Source organism: Propionicicella superfundia DSM 22317 (genome assembly GCF_000423465.1).
Classification (GTDB): Bacteria; Actinomycetota; Actinomycetes; order Propionibacteriales; family Propionibacteriaceae; genus Propionicicella; species Propionicicella superfundia.
This window is the reverse complement of record NZ_AUIA01000011.1, coordinates 79,220-96,942: the sequence shown is the minus strand read 5'-3', so window position 1 is coordinate 96,942 and position 17,723 is coordinate 79,220. Positions and strand designations below refer to the sequence as shown.

General features: G+C 70.8%; 16 protein-coding genes. 5 read left to right on the top strand and 11 right to left on the bottom strand.

Going from position 1 to position 17,723, the window contains the following annotated elements:
- Positions 1–37: 37 nt before the first annotated feature.
- On the top strand, positions 38–724 hold the full coding sequence (locus G555_RS0100430; protein ID WP_036920468.1) for an SDR family oxidoreductase: 687 nt from the start codon (positions 38–40) through the stop codon (positions 722–724).
- Positions 725–842: 118 nt separating this feature from the next.
- On the top strand, positions 843–2,621 hold the full coding sequence (locus G555_RS0100425; protein ID WP_036920464.1) for an ATP-binding protein: 1,779 nt from the start codon (positions 843–845) through the stop codon (positions 2,619–2,621).
- Positions 2,622–2,890: 269 nt separating this feature from the next.
- Here the strand turns inward: G555_RS0100425 and G555_RS0100420 are convergent, their stop codons facing one another.
- Complete coding sequence (locus G555_RS0100420) at positions 2,891–3,316, bottom strand: hypothetical protein (RefSeq protein ID WP_028707348.1); 426 nt, start codon at positions 3,314–3,316, stop codon at positions 2,891–2,893.
- 135 nt (positions 3,317–3,451) lie between these two features.
- Here G555_RS0100420 and G555_RS0100415 point away from each other — a divergent pair, with 135 nt between their 5' ends.
- Together G555_RS0100415 and G555_RS0100410 are read left to right on the top strand one after the other, a co-directional pair.
- The gene (locus tag G555_RS0100415; protein WP_028707347.1) at positions 3,452–3,961 is read left to right on the top strand and encodes a hypothetical protein; all 510 of its coding nucleotides are present in this window, start codon (positions 3,452–3,454) and stop codon (positions 3,959–3,961) included.
- A gap of 59 nt (positions 3,962–4,020) precedes the next feature.
- Positions 4,021–4,827, top strand: a complete 807-nt coding sequence (locus G555_RS0100410) for a purine-nucleoside phosphorylase (RefSeq protein ID WP_028707346.1) — start codon at positions 4,021–4,023, stop codon at positions 4,825–4,827.
- A 29-nt stretch (positions 4,828–4,856) separates the two neighbouring features.
- Here G555_RS0100410 and G555_RS0100405 read toward each other — a convergent pair whose 3' ends face one another.
- Positions 4,857–6,281 (bottom strand): outer membrane protein assembly factor BamB family protein, encoded by a 1,425-nt coding sequence (locus G555_RS0100405; RefSeq protein WP_169337836.1) that lies wholly within the window; start codon positions 6,279–6,281, stop codon positions 4,857–4,859.
- Positions 6,282–6,348: 67 nt separating this feature from the next.
- Here G555_RS0100405 and G555_RS0100400 point away from each other — a divergent pair, with 67 nt between their 5' ends.
- Positions 6,349–6,966 carry a uridine kinase gene (locus G555_RS0100400; RefSeq protein WP_245581150.1) on the top strand — a complete coding sequence of 206 codons (618 nt, stop codon included), beginning with the start codon at positions 6,349–6,351 and terminating at the stop codon, positions 6,964–6,966.
- A 22-nt stretch (positions 6,967–6,988) separates the two neighbouring features.
- Here the strand turns inward: G555_RS0100400 and metG are convergent, their stop codons facing one another.
- The 9 genes from metG to G555_RS0100355 form a co-directional block, all read right to left on the bottom strand.
- A complete protein-coding gene (gene metG / locus G555_RS0100395) occupies positions 6,989–8,773 on the bottom strand; it encodes a methionine--tRNA ligase (RefSeq protein WP_028707343.1) in 1,785 nt (594 codons plus the stop codon).
- Between the two features lie 133 nt (positions 8,774–8,906).
- Positions 8,907–9,983, bottom strand: a complete 1,077-nt coding sequence (locus G555_RS0100390; protein WP_028707342.1) for an adenosine deaminase — start codon at positions 9,981–9,983, stop codon at positions 8,907–8,909.
- Positions 9,980–10,384, bottom strand: a complete 405-nt coding sequence (locus G555_RS0100385; RefSeq protein WP_028707341.1) for a cytidine deaminase — start codon at positions 10,382–10,384, stop codon at positions 9,980–9,982. Before G555_RS0100385 ends, G555_RS0100390 begins: the two co-directional genes overlap by 4 nt.
- Before the next feature lie 8 nt (positions 10,385–10,392).
- Positions 10,393–11,685 (bottom strand): ABC transporter permease subunit, encoded by a 1,293-nt coding sequence (locus G555_RS0100380; RefSeq protein WP_051208014.1) that lies wholly within the window; start codon positions 11,683–11,685, stop codon positions 10,393–10,395.
- A complete protein-coding gene (locus G555_RS16955; RefSeq protein ID WP_425413813.1) occupies positions 11,685–12,914 on the bottom strand; it encodes an ABC transporter permease in 1,230 nt (409 codons plus the stop codon). Before G555_RS16955 ends, G555_RS0100380 begins: the two co-directional genes overlap by 1 nt.
- Entirely contained in the window at positions 12,911–14,506 is a 1,596-nt protein-coding gene (locus G555_RS0100370; RefSeq protein ID WP_084634467.1) for an ABC transporter ATP-binding protein, read from the bottom strand. Before G555_RS0100370 ends, G555_RS16955 begins: the two co-directional genes overlap by 4 nt.
- Before the next feature lie 58 nt (positions 14,507–14,564).
- Complete coding sequence (locus tag G555_RS0100365) at positions 14,565–15,650, bottom strand: BMP family lipoprotein (protein ID WP_036920461.1); 1,086 nt, start codon at positions 15,648–15,650, stop codon at positions 14,565–14,567.
- A gap of 369 nt (positions 15,651–16,019) precedes the next feature.
- Positions 16,020–16,496 carry a hypothetical protein gene (locus tag G555_RS0100360; protein WP_028707337.1) on the bottom strand — a complete coding sequence of 159 codons (477 nt, stop codon included), beginning with the start codon at positions 16,494–16,496 and terminating at the stop codon, positions 16,020–16,022.
- A 218-nt stretch (positions 16,497–16,714) separates the two neighbouring features.
- Positions 16,715–17,653, bottom strand: a complete 939-nt coding sequence (locus tag G555_RS0100355; protein WP_028707336.1) for an NAD-dependent epimerase/dehydratase family protein — start codon at positions 17,651–17,653, stop codon at positions 16,715–16,717.
- Between the last annotated feature and the right edge of the window lie 70 nt (positions 17,654–17,723).

Sequence of the window (17,723 nt, the reverse complement as noted above, 5' to 3'; positions counted from 1 at the left end):
GCCGGGGGCCCGGGAGCCCGCCGCTAATGTCGCGATCATGGAACGTCGAACCGCACTGATCACCGGCGCTACGCGCGGTCTGGGGCTGGCCATCGCCGACCAGCTCTCCCCCGACTACGACCTTCTCCTCGGCGGGCGGGACCCGGCCGTGACCGAGGGCATCGCGAGCGGCTTCCCGTCCGCGCGGGGTTTCGCCTGCGACCTGTCGGACCTGGAGTCGCTGCCGTCGGCCGTCGCGGGCATAGAGAAGCTGGATGTCCTGGTCCACTCGGCCGGTGTCGCCCCGCACGAGCGCGTCGAGGAGCTGACGCCCCAGGAGTGGTCGCGCGTTCTGACCCTGAACCTCATGGCGGCGGCGGAGCTCACCCGGCTGTTGCTGCCGCGGCTGCGCGCCTCGCACGGGCATGTCGTGTTCATCAACGCCGGGCTCGGCCTGCACACCGGGACCGGATGGGCGACGTACTCGGCGTCCAAGTTCGGCCTGCGCGCCTTCGCCGACGCGCTGCGCGAGGAGGAGCGGGGACACGTCAAGGTCACCTCGATCCATCCGGGCCGGATCGACACCGACATGCAGCGGGCCATCTACGAGGCCATGGACCGGCCGTACAACGCGTCGGACCACCTGGCGCCGGCGACGGTGGCGAGGGCGGTCCACTACGTCCTCGATGCCGGGCCCGAGGCGATGGTCGAGATGCTGCAGATCCGCCCGGAGGCCGTGGGCTGACCTTGCCGTGCGGGCCAGCCCCCCGAAGGCTCACGCCCGCACGGGGACGCGCGCCCGTGCCACTCGTCTTTTGACCGCCTCCGTACCTTAAACTCGGCGCAGTCACTATTCAGGAGGCATGATGGCGCTGGCAAAGGTGCTGGTGGCGAACCGGGGCGAGATCGCCGTCCGCGTGATCCGGGCGGCGCGTGACGCCGGCCTGCAGTCGGTGGCGGTGTACGCCGACTCCGACGCGGACAACCTGTTCGTCCGGCTCGCCGACGAGGCGTTTGCCCTGCAAGGGTCGACCCCCGCCGAGACGTATCTGGATGTCGCGAAGATACTGGATGTCGCGCACCGCAGCGGCGCCGACGGGATCCACCCTGGCTACGGGTTCCTTGCCGAGAATGCCGCCTTCGCGCAGGCCGTGATCGACGCCGGGCTGGTGTGGATCGGTCCGCCGCCGGCCGCGATCGACGCGCTGGGCGACAAGGTCAAGGCGCGTCACATCGCACAGCGGGCCGGGGCACCGCTCGTCCCCGGGACGTCCGATCCGGTCGCCGGAGCCGACGAGGTGGTCGCCTTCGCGAGCGAGCACGGGCTGCCCATCGCGATCAAGGCCGCGTTCGGCGGCGGCGGGCGCGGTCTCAAGGTCGCGCGCGCGCTGGCCGAGATCCCCGAGCTCTTCGAGTCGGCGACCCGCGAGGCCGTCACCGCCTTCGGCCGTGGCGAGTGCTTCGTCGAGCGCTACCTCGACAAGCCCCGCCACGTCGAGACCCAGTGCCTCGCCGACGCGCACGGCAACGTCGTGGTGGTGTCCACGCGCGACTGCTCCCTGCAGCGCAGGCACCAGAAGCTCGTGGAGGAGGCGCCCGCGCCCTTCCTCACCGACGAGCAGCTCGCCCGGCTGTACGAGTCGTCCAAGGCGATCCTCTCCGAGGCGGGGTACGTCGGAGCGGGCACCTGCGAGTTCCTCGTCGGCCAGGACGGGACGATCTCGTTCCTCGAGGTGAACACCCGCCTCCAGGTCGAGCACCCCGTGTCCGAGGAGGTGACCGGGCTGGATCTGGTCCGCGAGATGTTCCGTATCGCCGACGGCGAGGAGCTCGGCTACGGCGACCCTGAGATCCATGGCCACAGCATCGAGTTCCGCATCAACGCCGAGGACGCCGGCCGCAACTTCATGCCCGCGCCCGGGACGCTCACCGCGTGGCGTCCGCCGACGGGTCCCGGCGTGCGCGTCGACGAGGGCTACCTCGCCGGCATGTCGATCCCCGGCGCGTTCGACTCGCTGGTCGGCAAGATCATCGTCACGGGCGCCACACGGAGCCAGGCCATCGAGCGGGCCCGCCGGGTGCTGGGCGAGACGGTGATCGAGGGCATGCCCACCGTCCTCCCGTTCCATCGAGCGGTTCTCGACGAGCCGGCGTTCACCGCCGTCGACGGGACGTTCGGCGTGCATACGCGGTGGATCGAGACCGAGTTCGCCGGCCATATCGAGCCGTACACCGGGGTCGTGGGCGAATCCGAGCCCGTCGACACCAGCACGTACACCGTCGAGGTGGACGGTCGCCGTGTGGAGATCCGCCTGCCGAGCGTCCTCACGGCTCCGCCGAAGGCCGCCCCGAGCCGCAAGCCCACCAAGCGGAGCCGCGGGCCTGCACACGTCAAGGCTCCGTCGACGAACTCTCTCACAGCGCCCATGCAGGGCACGGTGGTGAAGCTCAACGTGGCCGACGGAGACGAGGTCACCGAGGGCGATCTGGTCGTCGTGCTCGAGGCGATGAAGATGGAGCAGCCGATCACCGCGCACCGGGCGGGCATCGTCCGCTCGCTCGTGGACGTCGGGACGACCATCGCCAGCGGCGAGGCGCTGTGCGAGATCGTCGACCCCGAGGAGGCGACCGAGTCGGCCTGACCCGGACTCGGCCGTGACGGGCCAGGTTTCTGTACCGAATGACGGCCGCTCGGAGCGCCCCTGTCGCTGGCCGCGGACTTCTGTACCGAATGAGGCCTCATGCGACCTCTTTTCGGTACGAAACTCCGCGGTCAGGGCCCCGCCGGATCAGCGGGGCCCTTCGGCGCCCGCATTCGGTACAAAGTTCCGCAGTCAGCGCCCCGCCGGGTCAGCGCGGCCCTTCGGCGCCCGCATTCGGTACAAAGTTCCGCAGTCAGCGCCCCGCCGGGTCAGCGCGGCCCTTCGGCGAGCACCTGCTTCTCGCTCTTGGTGATCTCGGGCAGGTCGGTCGTGGAGCCGCTCAGCGTCGACGGGAGCTTCGGGCTCGACGAATCGACGCGGCCGAAGCGACCGCGCTCGATCGCCGCGTACAGCCCGGCCGGGCCGCCCGTCACCACATAGCCTCCCGCCGGGTCGTCGGCCGCATACATCGCCGGCGCGAGGAACAGCAGGTAGGGCCCACCGCTCACGAGCACCTGCCTGCCCGTCCGGTGGTCCACCCCGGGGCTGATCACCTGGATCTCCGACGCGGAAACCCCTCCACCGAGCACTCTGGTGACCCGCATCGTGACGTACGGGACGGGGGCGGAGTCATCCGCACCGTCTCCGCCCGGCGCCGTCCGGGCCGACTCTCCGCCGGTCGGCTCGGCGATCACGATGGCGTTGGAGTGGTCGGCGAATCCCCGTCTCCGCCTCCGACCGCCAGGAAAGCCGCTCCCACAAGGGCGTGTTCTTCGCATCCGTTCCGTACCACGACGATCGTCGCGATGGCCCGCGGCTAGTCTGGCCGGATGAGCAGCCGACAGCCCATCGCCCGCAGTGCCTGGATCGCGCTGGCCGTGGGGACGGTGCTGGTCGCCATCGGGGTGGGCCTCGTCATCGCGGGCTTCGCCGACACCACCCCGGCGCAGCAGACCATGCTCGACGCGGCCAGTGCGGTGTTCGCCCTCGCGGTCGCCGTCCCCGTGATCCAGATGACGTGGGAGTCGCGGGTGCTGCTCCGCGCCGGTCGCGGCGTGCTGCTGCTCTACGCCGTCGCGACGCTGGCCGTCCTCTCCGGCGTCGTGCTCTACGTCGTCGGGTTCGCGACCGGGCCGCGCACACTGCTCACCACGGCCTCCACCCTCACCTTCGGCGGTCTCGGCCTCGCCTTCTGCTTCCTCGCCTGGCAGGCGATCAAGAAGGAACGCCCCATCGCCCGCACCGTCGTCGTCGACGACGGGACCGACGACATTCCCGTCCCCGGCGCGGACGCGTCGACCACCACGGCCGACGTCCCCGACGAGAGCCGGAGGCTCTGACCGGGCGACGCACCGGCCGCCGCCGGCCGCCCGCGATCCCGGGTCGCTAGAGTTCGCGTGTGATCGACTTCTCCGACCCCGCTGCCTACGCCGCGCACGCCGCCGCGGCCATCGCCGAGTCGACCGGCGTCTCCGCCGCCGACTTCGCGCTCGTCCTCGGATCGGGCTGGAACGCCGCCGCCGACACCCTGGGCGAGACGATCGCGTCGCTGCCCCTCGGGGACGTGCCGGGCTTCGCCGCCCCGGTGGTCGCCGGCCACGGCGGCGAGTTGCGTCTCGTCCGGGTGGCCACCGGCAAGGTCGCCGTCATCCTCACCGGACGCACCCACTACTACGAGGGACGGGGCGTCGCGCAGGTCGTCCACGGCGTCCGGACCGCCGCGGCGCTCGGCGCGACCGACATCGTCCTCACGAACGGCTGCGGAGGGTTGAACCCCGCGTGGGCGCCGGGCACGACCGTGCTCATCGCCGACCACATCAACCTCACCGGGGACACCCCGCTGCGCGGCGCGACGTTCATCGACATGACCGACGCCTACAGCCCCGCGTTGCGTGACCTCGCCCGCCGCGTCGACCCGGACCTTCCCGAGGGCGTGTACTGCCAGTTCCGCGGGCCGCAGTACGAGACCCCTGCAGAGGTACGCATGGCGGGGGCGATCGGCGCCGACCTGGTCGGCATGTCGACGGGGCTGGAGTGCATCGCGGCCCGCGCCGAGGGGATGCGCGTGCTCGGCATCTCGCTCGTCACGAACGCGGCGGCGGGGGTGACGGCCGCGCCCCTCGACCACGCCGAGGTGATCGCCGCCGGGAAGGCGGCCCAGCCCAGGCTGGCCGCGCTGCTGCGCGGGCTCGTCGTCGAACTCTGAGCCGTCGCGACCCCGCGCCGGACCGCCCCTCAGCCGTACCGGACCCAGGTGTCGCCGACCGCCAGGAAGCCACCGGTCGTCGCGACCAGCGAAGGCCTCCCCGACGCGCCGAAGTCGACCGTCCACGCCTGCCGGCCGTTCTCGATCTCGAACGCCGACAACCCCGCGTCGGCGGTGAACGTCATCACCCGCGCCGTGTCGCACCACATCGCCGTGGACTCGGGAATGGCCGTCTGCGACCACGCCTGCGCACCGTCGGACGGCGACACCACCGTGACGGCGGCCTTGTCCCGCAGCACGAGCTTCCCGGCGCAGAAGCCCACGACCGTCGGGTCGGACACCGCCCGGCTCCACGTCTGCACACCGGACGACGTGTAGACGCGCAACTCGTTGACGTCCCCGCCGGAGGCCGAGAAGAGCAGCGGGTAGTCCTCGAGGCCGGAGTCGAACACGGTCGGCAGCACAGGCCTCCCGTCGACGCGGACATCGCACGCCCCGGCCGTCGTGCAGATCGTCGTCGCGTCGTCGGCGGTCACCGCGATCCGCTCGTTCGGCAGCAGCGTCACCGTGCCGGCCGGCAGCGCGAGCGTGGCGCCGTCTGCGACCGTGTGGACGATCGGGGTGCCGTCGTCGGCTCGCACCACCCCTGTGACGGCCACGACACCGCCCGATGTCGACAACGAGTAGCTCGTGCCCGCCGCAGTCACCTCGTCGCTCCACAACAGGTCACCGTCGATCGCGAACGCCTGCAGGTTGACCCGGGACTCGGTCTTGCTCGTGTTCTGTCCGGACAGGGCGAGGACTACATCACCGACCACCGCCACCTGCTTGCTCGTCACGTGCACCGGCAAAGTGCGCCCGACGGCCCCGTCGGCGAGCACGACCAGCCGCAACTGCGAGTCGTACAGGCAGGCCAGCCCGCCGCTGATCGGCCTGTCGGCGCACGAGAACGGCGTCGCGGCGGAGACACGCCAGCGCACCGAGCCGTCGACCGCATTGAGGGAGACGAGCTGACTGCGCCCGGTCGCATCGCTCGCCGCGGCGACGATGGTGGACGCGTAGGCGCTGTCGTACCGGCCCGGCTCGTAGAACCTCACCGAGGAGATGGCGCCCAGCCCGGTGAAGATCTCACTGCGCGCCTTCGACCAGGCGGCCGTGAGCGGCGACAGTTGGTCGGGCACGGTGCCCCTGGCCACATCGGGGTCGCCCACGGCCGACGACGGCCGGAAAAGGTACAGCCCGCCCACGACGAGACCGACGATCCCGACGAGGCTGACGACGATGGCCAGCGTCCGCTTGCCGACCTTCTTCAGGCCAGGCGTGCGCTTGGACGGCCTGACCCGCGGAATCGCCCCGGTGTCCTCCAACTGCTGGGTCAGCTTCGGGCGTGGGAACCCGCAGTAGGGGCAATAGTCGCCCACACCGACCAGTAGTCGCCCGCAGTTGCTGCACACCAACATCACCTCGCTGAACCTGTGAGTCTATGTGACCACTGTCTCATTGCCGATAGGATTCCCAGCCGTGACAAGAGCCGCGATCGCGATCCTGCTCGCCGGCCCCTCCGGCAGCGGCAAGTCACGGCTCGCCCGGCTGTGCCGGCTGCCCCTGCTCAGACTCGACGACTTCTATCGCGATGGCGACCATCCCGACCTCCCACGACGGCATGGCATCGTCGACTGGGACGATCCCGCGAGCTGGGACCGCGAGGCATGCCTGACCGCGCTCGCGACGCTGTGTGCGACCGGTCGCGCGCAGGTCCCCGCCTACGACATCGCGTCCAGTGCCCGCATCGGATGCCACGATCTCGACCTCGGAGCGGCGCCCGCCTTCGTCGCCGAGGGGATCTTCGCCCCGACCCTCCTGGCCGACGCGCGGAAGGCGGGCGTTCCGGTGGAGGCGATCTACCTCGACCGGCCGCGAACCCTGGTCGCGATCCTGCGCCTCGTACGCGACCTGCGCACCCACCGCAAGCCTCCCGCGGTCCTGTTGCGGCGGGGGTTCACACTGTGGCGCGAGCAGCCCGCGCTCAAACGCGACGCCGTGGCGGCGGGTTTCCGGCCGCTGTCCATGCGTGCCGCTCAGCGACGCATCGGCGCGATGGCCGGCGATCCCGGTCGTCGCGCCGACACGGTGCCCTGACGGGGCTCCGCGCGAGCGGCGCTCAGGCCAGCGGAGCCCAGGACGGCCCGGTCTCCCCCAGCGACGGATCGAGCTTGGCGAACAGCGGCTCCGGCTTGGACAACCGACGTCCGACCTCGATCGGCGTGGACCGCCACACCGCCTGCTGCTGCGCGTAGTCGCCCATGAGGACCGGGTAGTCCGGGCCGCCCTCCTCGGACACGGTGCGGACCTCGGGCTGCGCGGCCCACACCCCGGTGCCCCCCAGCGCCTCGTGCACCTTCTGCGCGGCATGCGGCATGAACGGGGTGAGCAGGGTGTTCGTGTCCTGGACGACCTGCAGCGCCGTGTGAAGCACGGTGTCGCGGCGCACCGGATCGTCCTTCAGCTTCCAGGGCTCCTGGTCGCTCAGGTACTTGTTCGCGGCGGCGGCCACCCGCATCGCCTCGCCGAGCGCCGCGCGGAAGCGGGCGCGCCCGAGCTGCTCGCCGACCGTCGCGTAGGCAGCGGTCGCGGTGGCCAGCAGCGCCGAGTCGGCGGCGGTGAGCGTGCCGGGCGTCGGGACGGCGCCGACGTTGCGGTGCGCCATCGAGATCGACCTGTTGACGAGGTTGCCCCACTCGTTGGCGAGCTCGAAGTTCGTACGCCGCACGAACTCGTCCCAGGTGAAGTCGCTGTCCTGCGTCTCGGGCCCGGCCGCGGCGATGAAATAGCGCAACGCGTCGGGGCCGAACTCGGCGAGGAAGTCGCCGACGTAGATGACCTGCTGTCGCGACGTCGAGAACTTCGAGCCGCTCATCGTCAGGTACTCGCTGGACACGACCTCGGTGGGCAGATTGAGCGTGCCGAACGGCCCGGGCTCGCCCCCGCGGTCGCCCTGCCCGTTGTGGCCGAGCAGCATCGCCGGCCAGATCACCGAGTGGAAGACGATGTTGTCCTTGCCCATGAAGTAGTAGGAACGGGCCTCGGGATCGCACCACCACCGCTGCCACGCGTCGGGCTCGCCGGTGCGCGCCGCCCACTCGACCGAGGCCGACAGGTAGCCGATGACCGCGTCGAACCACACGTACAACCGCTTCATCGGCTGGTCGCGCCACCCGTCGAGCGGGATCGGCACGCCCCAGTCGAGGTCGCGGGTGATCGCCCGCGGCCGCAGCTCGCCGAGCAGATTGGCCGAGAACTTGAGGACGTTCGGGCGCCAGTCGGTTCGCGTCTGCAGCCAGGTGCCGAGCGCCTCGGAGAAGGCGGGCAGGTCGAGGAAGAACTGCTCGGAGTCCACGAACAGGGGGGTTTCGCCGTTCACCTTCGAACGGGGGTTGATGAGGTCGGCCGGGTCGAGCTGGTTGCCGCAGGTGTCGCACTGGTCGCCGCGGGCGCCGTCGGCGCCGCAGATCGGACAGGTGCCCTCGATGTAGCGGTCGGGCAGCGTCCGCCCCGTCGAGGGACTGATCGCGCTCTGCTGCGACTTCGCCTGAACGTAGCCGTTGCGGAACAGGCTCGTGAAGATGTCCTGGGTGACCCGGTAATGGTTGCGGGTCGTCGTCCGCGTGAAGAGGTCGTACGCGAGCCCCAGCCCGTGCATGTCCTCGACGATCACACGGTTGTACTTGTCGGCGAGCTCCCGGACGCTGACGCCCTCGCTGTCGGCCTGCACCGAGATGGGGGTGCCGTGCTCGTCCGTGCCGGAGACCATCAGGACGTCCTTGCCCGCCATGCGCTGGTAGCGGGAGAAGACGTCGGACGGGACGCCGAAGCCGGACACGTGGCCGATATGCCGCGGGCCGTTGGCGTAGGGCCAGGCGACAGCGGACAGGATCGCAGAACTCATGAGGGTAAGACTAGGGCTCCGGCGCCGGTGCCTGCGCGTCGCCCGGCGTCCGGCGGCCGGGCCCGGCAGAGCGCGGATGTGCCTGCGGCGCGGCGAACCGCGCGGGCAGGCGGGCACGCCGTGGCCCCGGATGTCAGCCGGTGACGGCGGCGAAGCCGGGCAGGATCACCTCGTCGATGAGCTGGACGCGTTCGTCCAGCGGCAGGAACGCCCCCTGCGCCGCGTTGAGCGTGAGGAACAGCAGGTCGTCCGCGTCGTAGCCGAACGCGGCCGACAGGGCCGCCAGCTCGCGACTCAGCGTCGTGTCGCTCATCAGCCGGTTGTCGCAACTGATCGTGACGGCGAAGCCGAGGTCGAGCAGCACGTCCACCGGGTGGGTGTCGATGCCGTCGCTGATCCCCGTCATGACGTTGGACGTCGGGCACACCTCCAGCGGGATCTGGACGTCGCGGACGTAGGCGGCGATGCCGCCGGGCGCGGGCCGGCCCGTGGTGAGGTCGACATCCTCGACGATCCGCACCCCGTGCCCCAGCCGTCGCGCCCCGCAGAGCTGCACGGCCTCCCACACCGAGGACGGCCCGGCGGCCTCCCCCGCATGGATCGTGAACAGGACGTTGTTGCGGCGCAGGTACTCGAACTCCGCCACATGGCTGACGGCCGGGAACCCGTCCTCGGGACCGGCGAGGTCGAAACCGCACACCGAATCGTCGCGGTAGTCGACGGCGAGCCGGGTGATGTCCCGTCGCGGCGGCGTGTGCCGCAACGATGTGATGAGCTGGCGCGCGATGATCGGCCGGCCCTCGGCGGTCGCCTGCGCCATGCCCTCGGCCAGCCCGTCGCGGACGGCCTCGGTCGCCTGCGCGGGGGTGAGACCCCGGGTGAGGTGCTGTTCGGGCGCCCACCTCGCCTCGGCGTACACGACGCCGTCGGCGGCCTGGTCGAGCACGAACTCGCGCGCGACACGGCGCAGGGCATCGGGTGTCTGCATCACCGCGACGGTCTCGCTGAAGGTCTTCAGGTACTCCGCCAGGCTGCCCGCGTTCGACTGGTCGCGGAACCAGTCGGCCAGGGACGCCGCGTCACCCGCCGGCGTCTCGTGACCGACGTCCCGGGCCAACTCCAGGACGGTCGCGGGGCGCAGCCCACCGTCCAGGTGGTCGTGCAGCGCGACCTTCGGCACCTGCCGGATCGTCTCCAACTCCATCGTCATACATCCTCCACACGGGCGAGATCGTCGGGCCCGAAGCCGTCAGGTAACAGCTCCGACAAGGGACGCGGGCCGGTCCGGGTCAGGATCAGCAGGGCCGGGCCGCCGTGCTCCCAGAGAAGTTGGCGGCAGCGTCCGCACGGCAGGATCGCCTCGCCCCGCGCGTTCACGCACGCCAGCGCCGTCAACCGGCCGCCACCGGTGGCGGCGAGCTGCGACACGACGCCGCACTCCGCGCACAGCACCACGCCCAGCGCCGCGTTCTCGACGTTGCACCCGACGAGCACGCGTCCGTCGCCGGCCAGTGCCGCGGCGCCGACCGGATACCCCGAGTACGGGGCGTAGGCGCGGGCGTTCACCTCCACCGCGGCCTGCACGAGGCCCTCCCAGCCGATCTCGGTCACAGCGCGCCTCATTTCACGTACGGGGCGCCGTCGGCAGCCGGCGCCCGCGATCGGCCGAGGACGCCGGCGACAGCGATGATCGTGGCGACGTACGGCAGCAGCAGCAGGAAGTCGCTCGGCACGGGCGTCTTCAGGGACTGCACCTGCGAGCCGAGCTGCTTCACGAACCCGAAGAACAACGCCATCACCGCCGCGAGGCCTGGGTGCCAGCGTCCCATGATGACGGCGGCGAGCGCGATGAAGCCGTTGCCGACGGTGATGTCCTTGGAGAACTGGCCAGTCGTCCCGAGTGTGAAGAACGCGCCGCCGAGCCCGGCGAACAGCCCGCCGAGCAGGACCGCCGACCAGCGGATGCCGATGACCGAGACGCCGACCGTGTCGGCCGCACGGGGATGCTCGCCGACCGCGCGGACCCGCAGCCCCCACTTCGTCCGGTACAGCAGGAACCACACGACCAGCACCGAGACACCCGCGAGATAGGCCAGGATCGTCTGGTCGAAGAAGACCGGCCCGACGAACGGGAGCGACGACAGCCCCGGGATGGGGATCTTCCCGAGGATCGGGGACAGGTTCAGGTTCTGCGAGTCGGGCTGGACGAGCTGGTCGTAGAGGTACCCCGTGAGTCCCGACGCGAGCAGGTTCAGCACGACGCCGAGGACGACCTGGTCGACGAGGTAGGTGATGGCGAACACCGCCAGCAACGCCGCCATGAGAACCCCGGCGATGACGGCGGCACCCAGTGCCCACACCACCGACTTCGTGATGCTTCCGACGAGCGCGGCGGCGAACGCCGCGGTCAGGAATTGCCCCTCGATCGACACGTTCACGACACCGGAACGCTCACCGAGGACGCCGGTCAGCGCACCGAACACGAGCGGTGTCGCGAGGGCCAGCGTCCCGGCGAACTGGTTGCTGACGGGGAACGGCAGATCGCGTCCCGCGGCCGCCCAGGTCAGGAAGCCCACGACCAGGGCGAGTCCGGCGACGGTGGCGGCGAGGGTGAACGTCCAGCCGTGCAGCCTCCCGGAGAGGATGCCGACCGCGCCGGCGAGCAGCAGGAGCGTGCAGGCGAGCAGGGTCGGGAAACCCGGGACGGCGATCACGGGGAGCTGCACCTCGTCGAACGCGTCGGACAACGCGAACGACGCGGTGCCCTCGATGTCGAGCAGCAGGGCGGCCAGACCGAGCCCGAGCACGAGCAGCAGGACACCGAGGGACAGCCGGCTGCGGCGTCTCTCGGACGATTCCAGGCGCTCGACGCCGGAGACCTGCGGGGCGGCCATGACGGGGGTCGCGGACATCAGGCTTCACCTCCGGTTGCGGACGCCTTGCGGAGGCGGCCCTTGAGGAACGGGAGCAGCGTGCTGACGAGCTTCGGTGCGGCCACGAAGAGGACGATGAGCGCCTGCAGCACGTACACCAGGGTGTTCGGCGTCTGCGCCATGGACTGCATCGCCAGTCCGCCGGCGTTCATCGCACCGAACAGGAGACCGGCGAAGACGATCCCGATGGGGTGCGACCGTCCCAGCAGGGCGACGGTGATCGCGTCGAACCCGACGGACCCGACGACCCCGTCGCTGAGCGGGGTGGGCACCCCCGACGGAGCGGGCGCGAGCGTCGACATCAGGCCCGCGAGACCGGCGAGCCCACCGGCGAGGGCCATCGTGATGATCGTCGTCCGCGCCTCGCTCATGCCTGCGGTGCGGGCCGCGTGCGGGTTCGCGCCCACGGCACGGATCTGCATGCCGAGCACCGATCTCTCCAGCAGCCACCACACGGCGACCGCGGCCACGACCGCGAGGATGAAACCGAGGTGGAACCGGGTCAGCCCGAAGCTCGGCATCGTGGCACTGGCCGGGAGCTCGGGCGAGATCGGGTCGGTCCGGCCCGGCCGCTGGAACGCGGAGGTCGTCAGGAGCCAGGCCAGCAGGTACATCGCGATGTAGTTCATCATGATCGTGACGATGACCTCGTGGGCCCCGGCCTTCGCCTTGAGGACGCCCACGATGCCGCCCCAGACCGCGCCGCCCAGCAGGCCGCCGAGGATCGCCACCAGCAGGTGGAGGCCGAGGGGAAGCTGCCACGCGAAGCCGACGTAGGCGGCGAGCACGGCACCCCAGATCGCCTGGCCCTGGGCGCCGATGTTGAACAGGCCGGCACGGAAGCCGAGCCCGACGCCGAGGCCTGCGGCGATGAGCGGCGCCGACCGGGCCGTGGTCTCGGCGATCGCGGTGGGGCTGCCGAGCGCGCCGACGAACAGCGCCGAGTACGCGCCCCAGACCTTGCCCCAGGACGCGGCGAGCGGCAGGTGCGGCGCGGTGAACAGGTACGCCCACTGGCCGGCGACGTCGGGGTCGGACACGATCATCAAGATCGCGCCGACGAGAAGGGCGAGCAGGATCGCGGCCGCCGTCGTGGCGGCCTCACGCCACAGTCCACCGCCCCGGAACACGCCCAGGAGCCGCTGGCCGAACGACGGTCCGGGCGGCGTGGCCGAGGCCGGGCCGCCCTCCACGGAAGTCGCGCTCACCGGTCCCCCTCCACCGTCTCGCCGGGCTCCTCGGCCCGAACGGCCTCGTCGTAGGACACCCCGGCCATCATCAGGCCCAGCACGCCACGCGGTGTGGACGGCGGGACCACGCCGACGACGCGGCCGCGGTACATCACCGCGACGCGGTCGGCGAGCGCCTCCACCTCGTCCAGTTCGGTCGACACGATGAGGACGGCCGTCCCCTTGTCGCGCTCCGAGACGATCCTCTTGTGCAGGAACTCGATCGCGCCGACGTCCACGCCGCGGGTCGGCTGCGACGCCACGAGGATGGCGAGGTCGCGGGACAGCTCGCGGGCGAGCACGACCTTCTGCGCGTTGCCGCCCGACAGCGACGTCAGCGGGTCGTCGACGGACTGGGTGCGGATGTCGAACTCCGCGACGCGATCCCGCGCGAACTGCTTGATGTAGCGCCAGTCGAGGTTCACCCCGTTGGAGAACGGCCTGTCGGACGCCCTGTTGAGGATGAGGTTCTCCGCCACCGTGAAGGTCTTCACGAACCCGTCGACCTGCCGGTCCTCGGGGACGAAGCCGACCCCGGCACGGATGCTCTGCCGCGGTGTCGAGTGGGTGACGTCCCGGCCGCCGACCGTGATCGTCCCCGCCGCGACGGGCACATTGCCGAGGATCGCGTCGGCCAGCTCGGACTGCCCGTTGCCCTGCACGCCGGCGAGGCAGACGATCTCCCCGCTGTGCACCTCGAGCGAGACGCCGTCGACCACGACCGCCCCCGCGGTGTTCTGCACGACGAGGTCGCGCAGGGCGAGCCGCACCTCGCCCGGCGCACGCTCGGCCTTGTCGATGTCGAGGCTGACCGCGCGCCCGACCATCATCTCGGCGAGCGCGGTCTCGGACAGCTCCGGCCCGGCCTCCCCCACCACCGCGCCGCGGCGGATGACCGTGATGCGGTCGGCGATCGCGCGGACCTCTCTCAGCTTGTGGGTGATGAAGACGATGGCCTTGCCCGCGTCGCGGAGCGCGCCCATCACCTCCATGAGCTCGTCGATCTCCTGCGGGGTGAGCACGGCGGTCGGCTCGTCGAAGATCAGGTAGGTGGCGTCGTTGGCGAGCGCCTTCAGGATCTCGACCCGCTGCTGCACGCCCACGGGGAGATCCTCGATGACGGCATCGGGATCGAGGCCCATCCTGTACCGGTCGGAGAGGTCCCGCACCATCCGCCGGGCCTGGGAGATGCTCAGCACGGGGCCGGGGCCGGTCTCCCGGCCGAGGACGAGGTTCTCGGCCACCGTGAACACCTCGACGAGCATGAAGTGCTGGTGGACCATGCCGATGCCGGCGTTCATCGCCTGCTTCGGCGCGGTGAACGTCCGCTCCTGGCCGTCGATCGTGATCGTCCCCTCGTCGGGCGGCAGCAACCCGTACAGGACGTTCATCAGCGTCGACTTTCCCGCGCCGTTCTCGCCCAGGAGGCAGTGGATCTCACCGGGGAGGATGTCGAGATCCACATGGTCGTTGGCGACGAGGGAGCCGAATCGCTTGGTGATGCCGCGTAGGCGAAGACCCGTGGAGCGTTCAGTCGTCACGGTGTCATCCTTCCCTAGGGACGCCAACAGCCAGCCACGAGGCTAGCTGGGGCTGGCTGTTGGCGTCACGCGTGTCGGGACGTCGAGTTCAGGACGGCTGCGCCGCGGACTCGATGGTGATGGTGCCGGAGATGATGTCCTTCTTGATCTGGTCGAGCTCGGACTTGGTGTCGGCCGACACCTTCGAATCGAACTCGTGGAACGGCGAGAGACCGGTGCCGCCGTTGTCCAGCGTGCCCACGAAGGCGGTGTTGGAGAACGTGCCGTCGACGCCGTCCTTGATGGCGTCGAACACCGCGACGTCCATGCCCTTGTACACCGAGGAGGCGAGGATCGAGCAGAAGTTCGCCGCGCTCACGCAGCCGTCGGTGTCGACCCAGATCGCCGAGACCTTGCCGCTGGAGTCGAGCGCCTCCTGCAGCGCACCCTGGCCTGCGGGGCCGGCGACCGGGAAGAGGATGTCGGCGCCCTGGCTGGTCAGTGCCTTGGCGGTCTGCTTGCCCGCGGCCACGTCCTCGAAGCCGCCGACGAACTGGCCGTCCTGCTTGGCGCTGTCCCACCCGAGGGTCGCGACGTCCTTGCCCTTCTTCTCGTTGTAGTAGGTGACGCCCTGCGCGAAGCCGTCCATGAAGATCGTCACGGTGGGGATCTTCATGCCGCCGAAGGTCCCGACCTTGCCCGACGTGCTGAGGGACGCGGCGAGGTACCCCGCCATGAAGGACGACTGCGCCGTGTTGAACACGAGCGGCTTGAGGTTCTTCAGGTCCTTCGCCGCGGTCGGGTTGTCGTCGACGATCGCGAAGTTGATGTCGGGGTTGGCCGTCGCCGCCTTCACGGTCGCGTCGGAGAGGAGGTAGCCGACGGTGACGATGGTCTTGCAGCCCGCCTGCACCATGGAGTTGATGTTGTTCTCGAAGTCCTTCGTGTTCGTGGACTCGACCTCCTTGGTCTGCACGCCCAGCTCGTCGCGTGCCTTGATGAGGCCGTCGTGCGACGTCTGGTTGAAGGACTTGTCGTCGAAGCCGCCGGAGTCGGAGACCATACAGGCGATGTAGTCGATCTTCGGGGCGGCGGTCGTCTCCGCCGTCGTGGCGGACGGCGGCGTCGAACACCCGCTCATCGTCAAAGCCGCCGCACCGAGCAGCGCCGCGGGGATCACCAGAGCTTTCTTCACGAAGGAGCCTCCTTGGCTGGAAGTCTTGCCGCCCGGCAGGGGCCGGCTGTGAGCGACACACTAGACCTTCGCCACCTCCGGCGGCACCGTGCCGGACGGGTCGATATGCCTTTGTAACCTAGTTCCCCCGGACCCCGGAGGCGAGGCCAGCCTAAGTTACCGCCGACCGCCTCGCGATGGCGGTTCGGGCGTCCACGGCCGCACCCGCCCGAAGCCCTTACGGCATGGACACGGACACTTGCCCGGGAATCACCCATGCTCACCTCGTGGACACCCCGGCTCACCCTGGTTACCCCGTCACGCGGTGGGCGTCGCCCGTCAGGTTACCAACCGGTCACAGCACCTGTGAGCGAGCCGTGCGCCGCCGGGCTATCGCGGCACGGCGAAGACGAAGGCCCACTCGGTCGCGTCGGCCGCGTCGAGGGTGACATCGACCGTCGCCGGCTCGGTCACGATCATCCTCCGGGAGACGACCTCATCGCACGGCACCTCCCAGGTCGATGTGGCGCCCGACGCGCTCACGGACACGGCCGACGAGCCGCGGCACACCAGGTACATCGCGTACGTCCCGGAATCGACGGTGTAGGTGAAGGACCGCCGGCCGTGCCCGGACGCCCTCTCCACGGCATCGTCATCGGAGCGGATCGCGAGCACGGGGAGCGTCGCACTGCCGCTCGCCGACGGGGAGGCCGTCGAGGCAGGCCGCGTGCCGTCCGCCGACGGGGAGGTGGCAGGGGGTTCGGTAATGCCCGGCGTGCTGGTGCAGCCCGTCGTCAGCGCTGCAACGGCCATCGCCGAGGCCAGCAGGCGCCACCCGGCGCCCGGTCGGATCGATGTCTTTCCCATGAGCAGAACCTAGGGCTGGACGGTCCAGGCGTCAACCACGCAAGGGATTCCGAACGATTTGCCCCCACCCCGCGAGCGACGCAGCCGGCCGCCGCTCGTGGAGCGGCGTCACCGCGTGATGCCCGATGGCCGGTGCGACGCTCTCCAGGACGAGAGCTCCGGTCCGACCCTGGCCGGGGCGCCCGGCGCCGCCCCGGGCCCACCCCGCCGCCCGGATGTCACGGCGCCAGGACGGGATCGGCGAGGCACGCGCGAAGCTGGTCCTCCCAGGGCGTCGGCGTGAGGCCGAACTCGTCCTGGGCGGCCGACGAGTCGAGCACGAACGGCCGCTCGAACTGATGCCTGGTCTCCCGCAGTTCCCGCAGCAGCGGGGAGAAGACGCCTCCGGCCGTCACCACGAACCGCGGCAGTGCCGAGACCTTCGGCACGCTCGTGCCGCGCAGCCGGGCGATATCGGTCACCACCTCGCGCACCGAGCGCGCCGGCTCCGTCGGCACATGCCACAGCCGTCCCCACCCCTCGCCCGTCGCGAGGGCCGCCGCCAGGGCGCCGATGTCGGGCAGGTACGTCCAGGAGTGAGGGACGTCGACGTCGCCCATGGGCATGCGCACCGCCTTCCCGGCGATCGCCGGCACGATCGCGTAGGTGTTGAGGAAGGACTGTCCGCCACCGGCCCCGGGCCCGGTGTAGTCCGAGGCCCGCAGTTCGGTGGCGCGCACGCGTCCCTGTTCGTGAGCGTTCAGCGCCGCGCGCCACATCGACGCCCGGAGCCGCCCCTTCGCGCCCGACGCGCGTTCCGGAGTGTCCTCGCGCATGGGTCCGTCCACCGGCCCGTAGGGGTACAGGTTTCCGACGGTGACCAGCCCCGCCCCGGACCGCTCGGCGGCGGCGAGGAAGGCGTCGGCCATCGGCGGCCACTCCTCGCTCCAGCGCCAGTACTGCGCCGGGTTCACCGCGTTGACGATGCTGGCCGCGCCCTCCGCCGCGTGGGCGAGCGCGCCGGCGTCGGTGATGTCGAGGGCGAGCCCCTGCATGTCGGCGGGCAGGTTCCGCGGGCCCGATCGCGAGACGACGGTCACCTCCTGCCCCAGGTCGCGCAGTCGCTGCGCAGTGGCCCGGCCGATGCCGCCGGCTCCGACGACGAGATGGTGACCCATGACACTCCCCCAATCAGTGAACATCGTTCTCCGTTACGACCAGGGAAGCACAGCGCGCAGCCAAAATCAA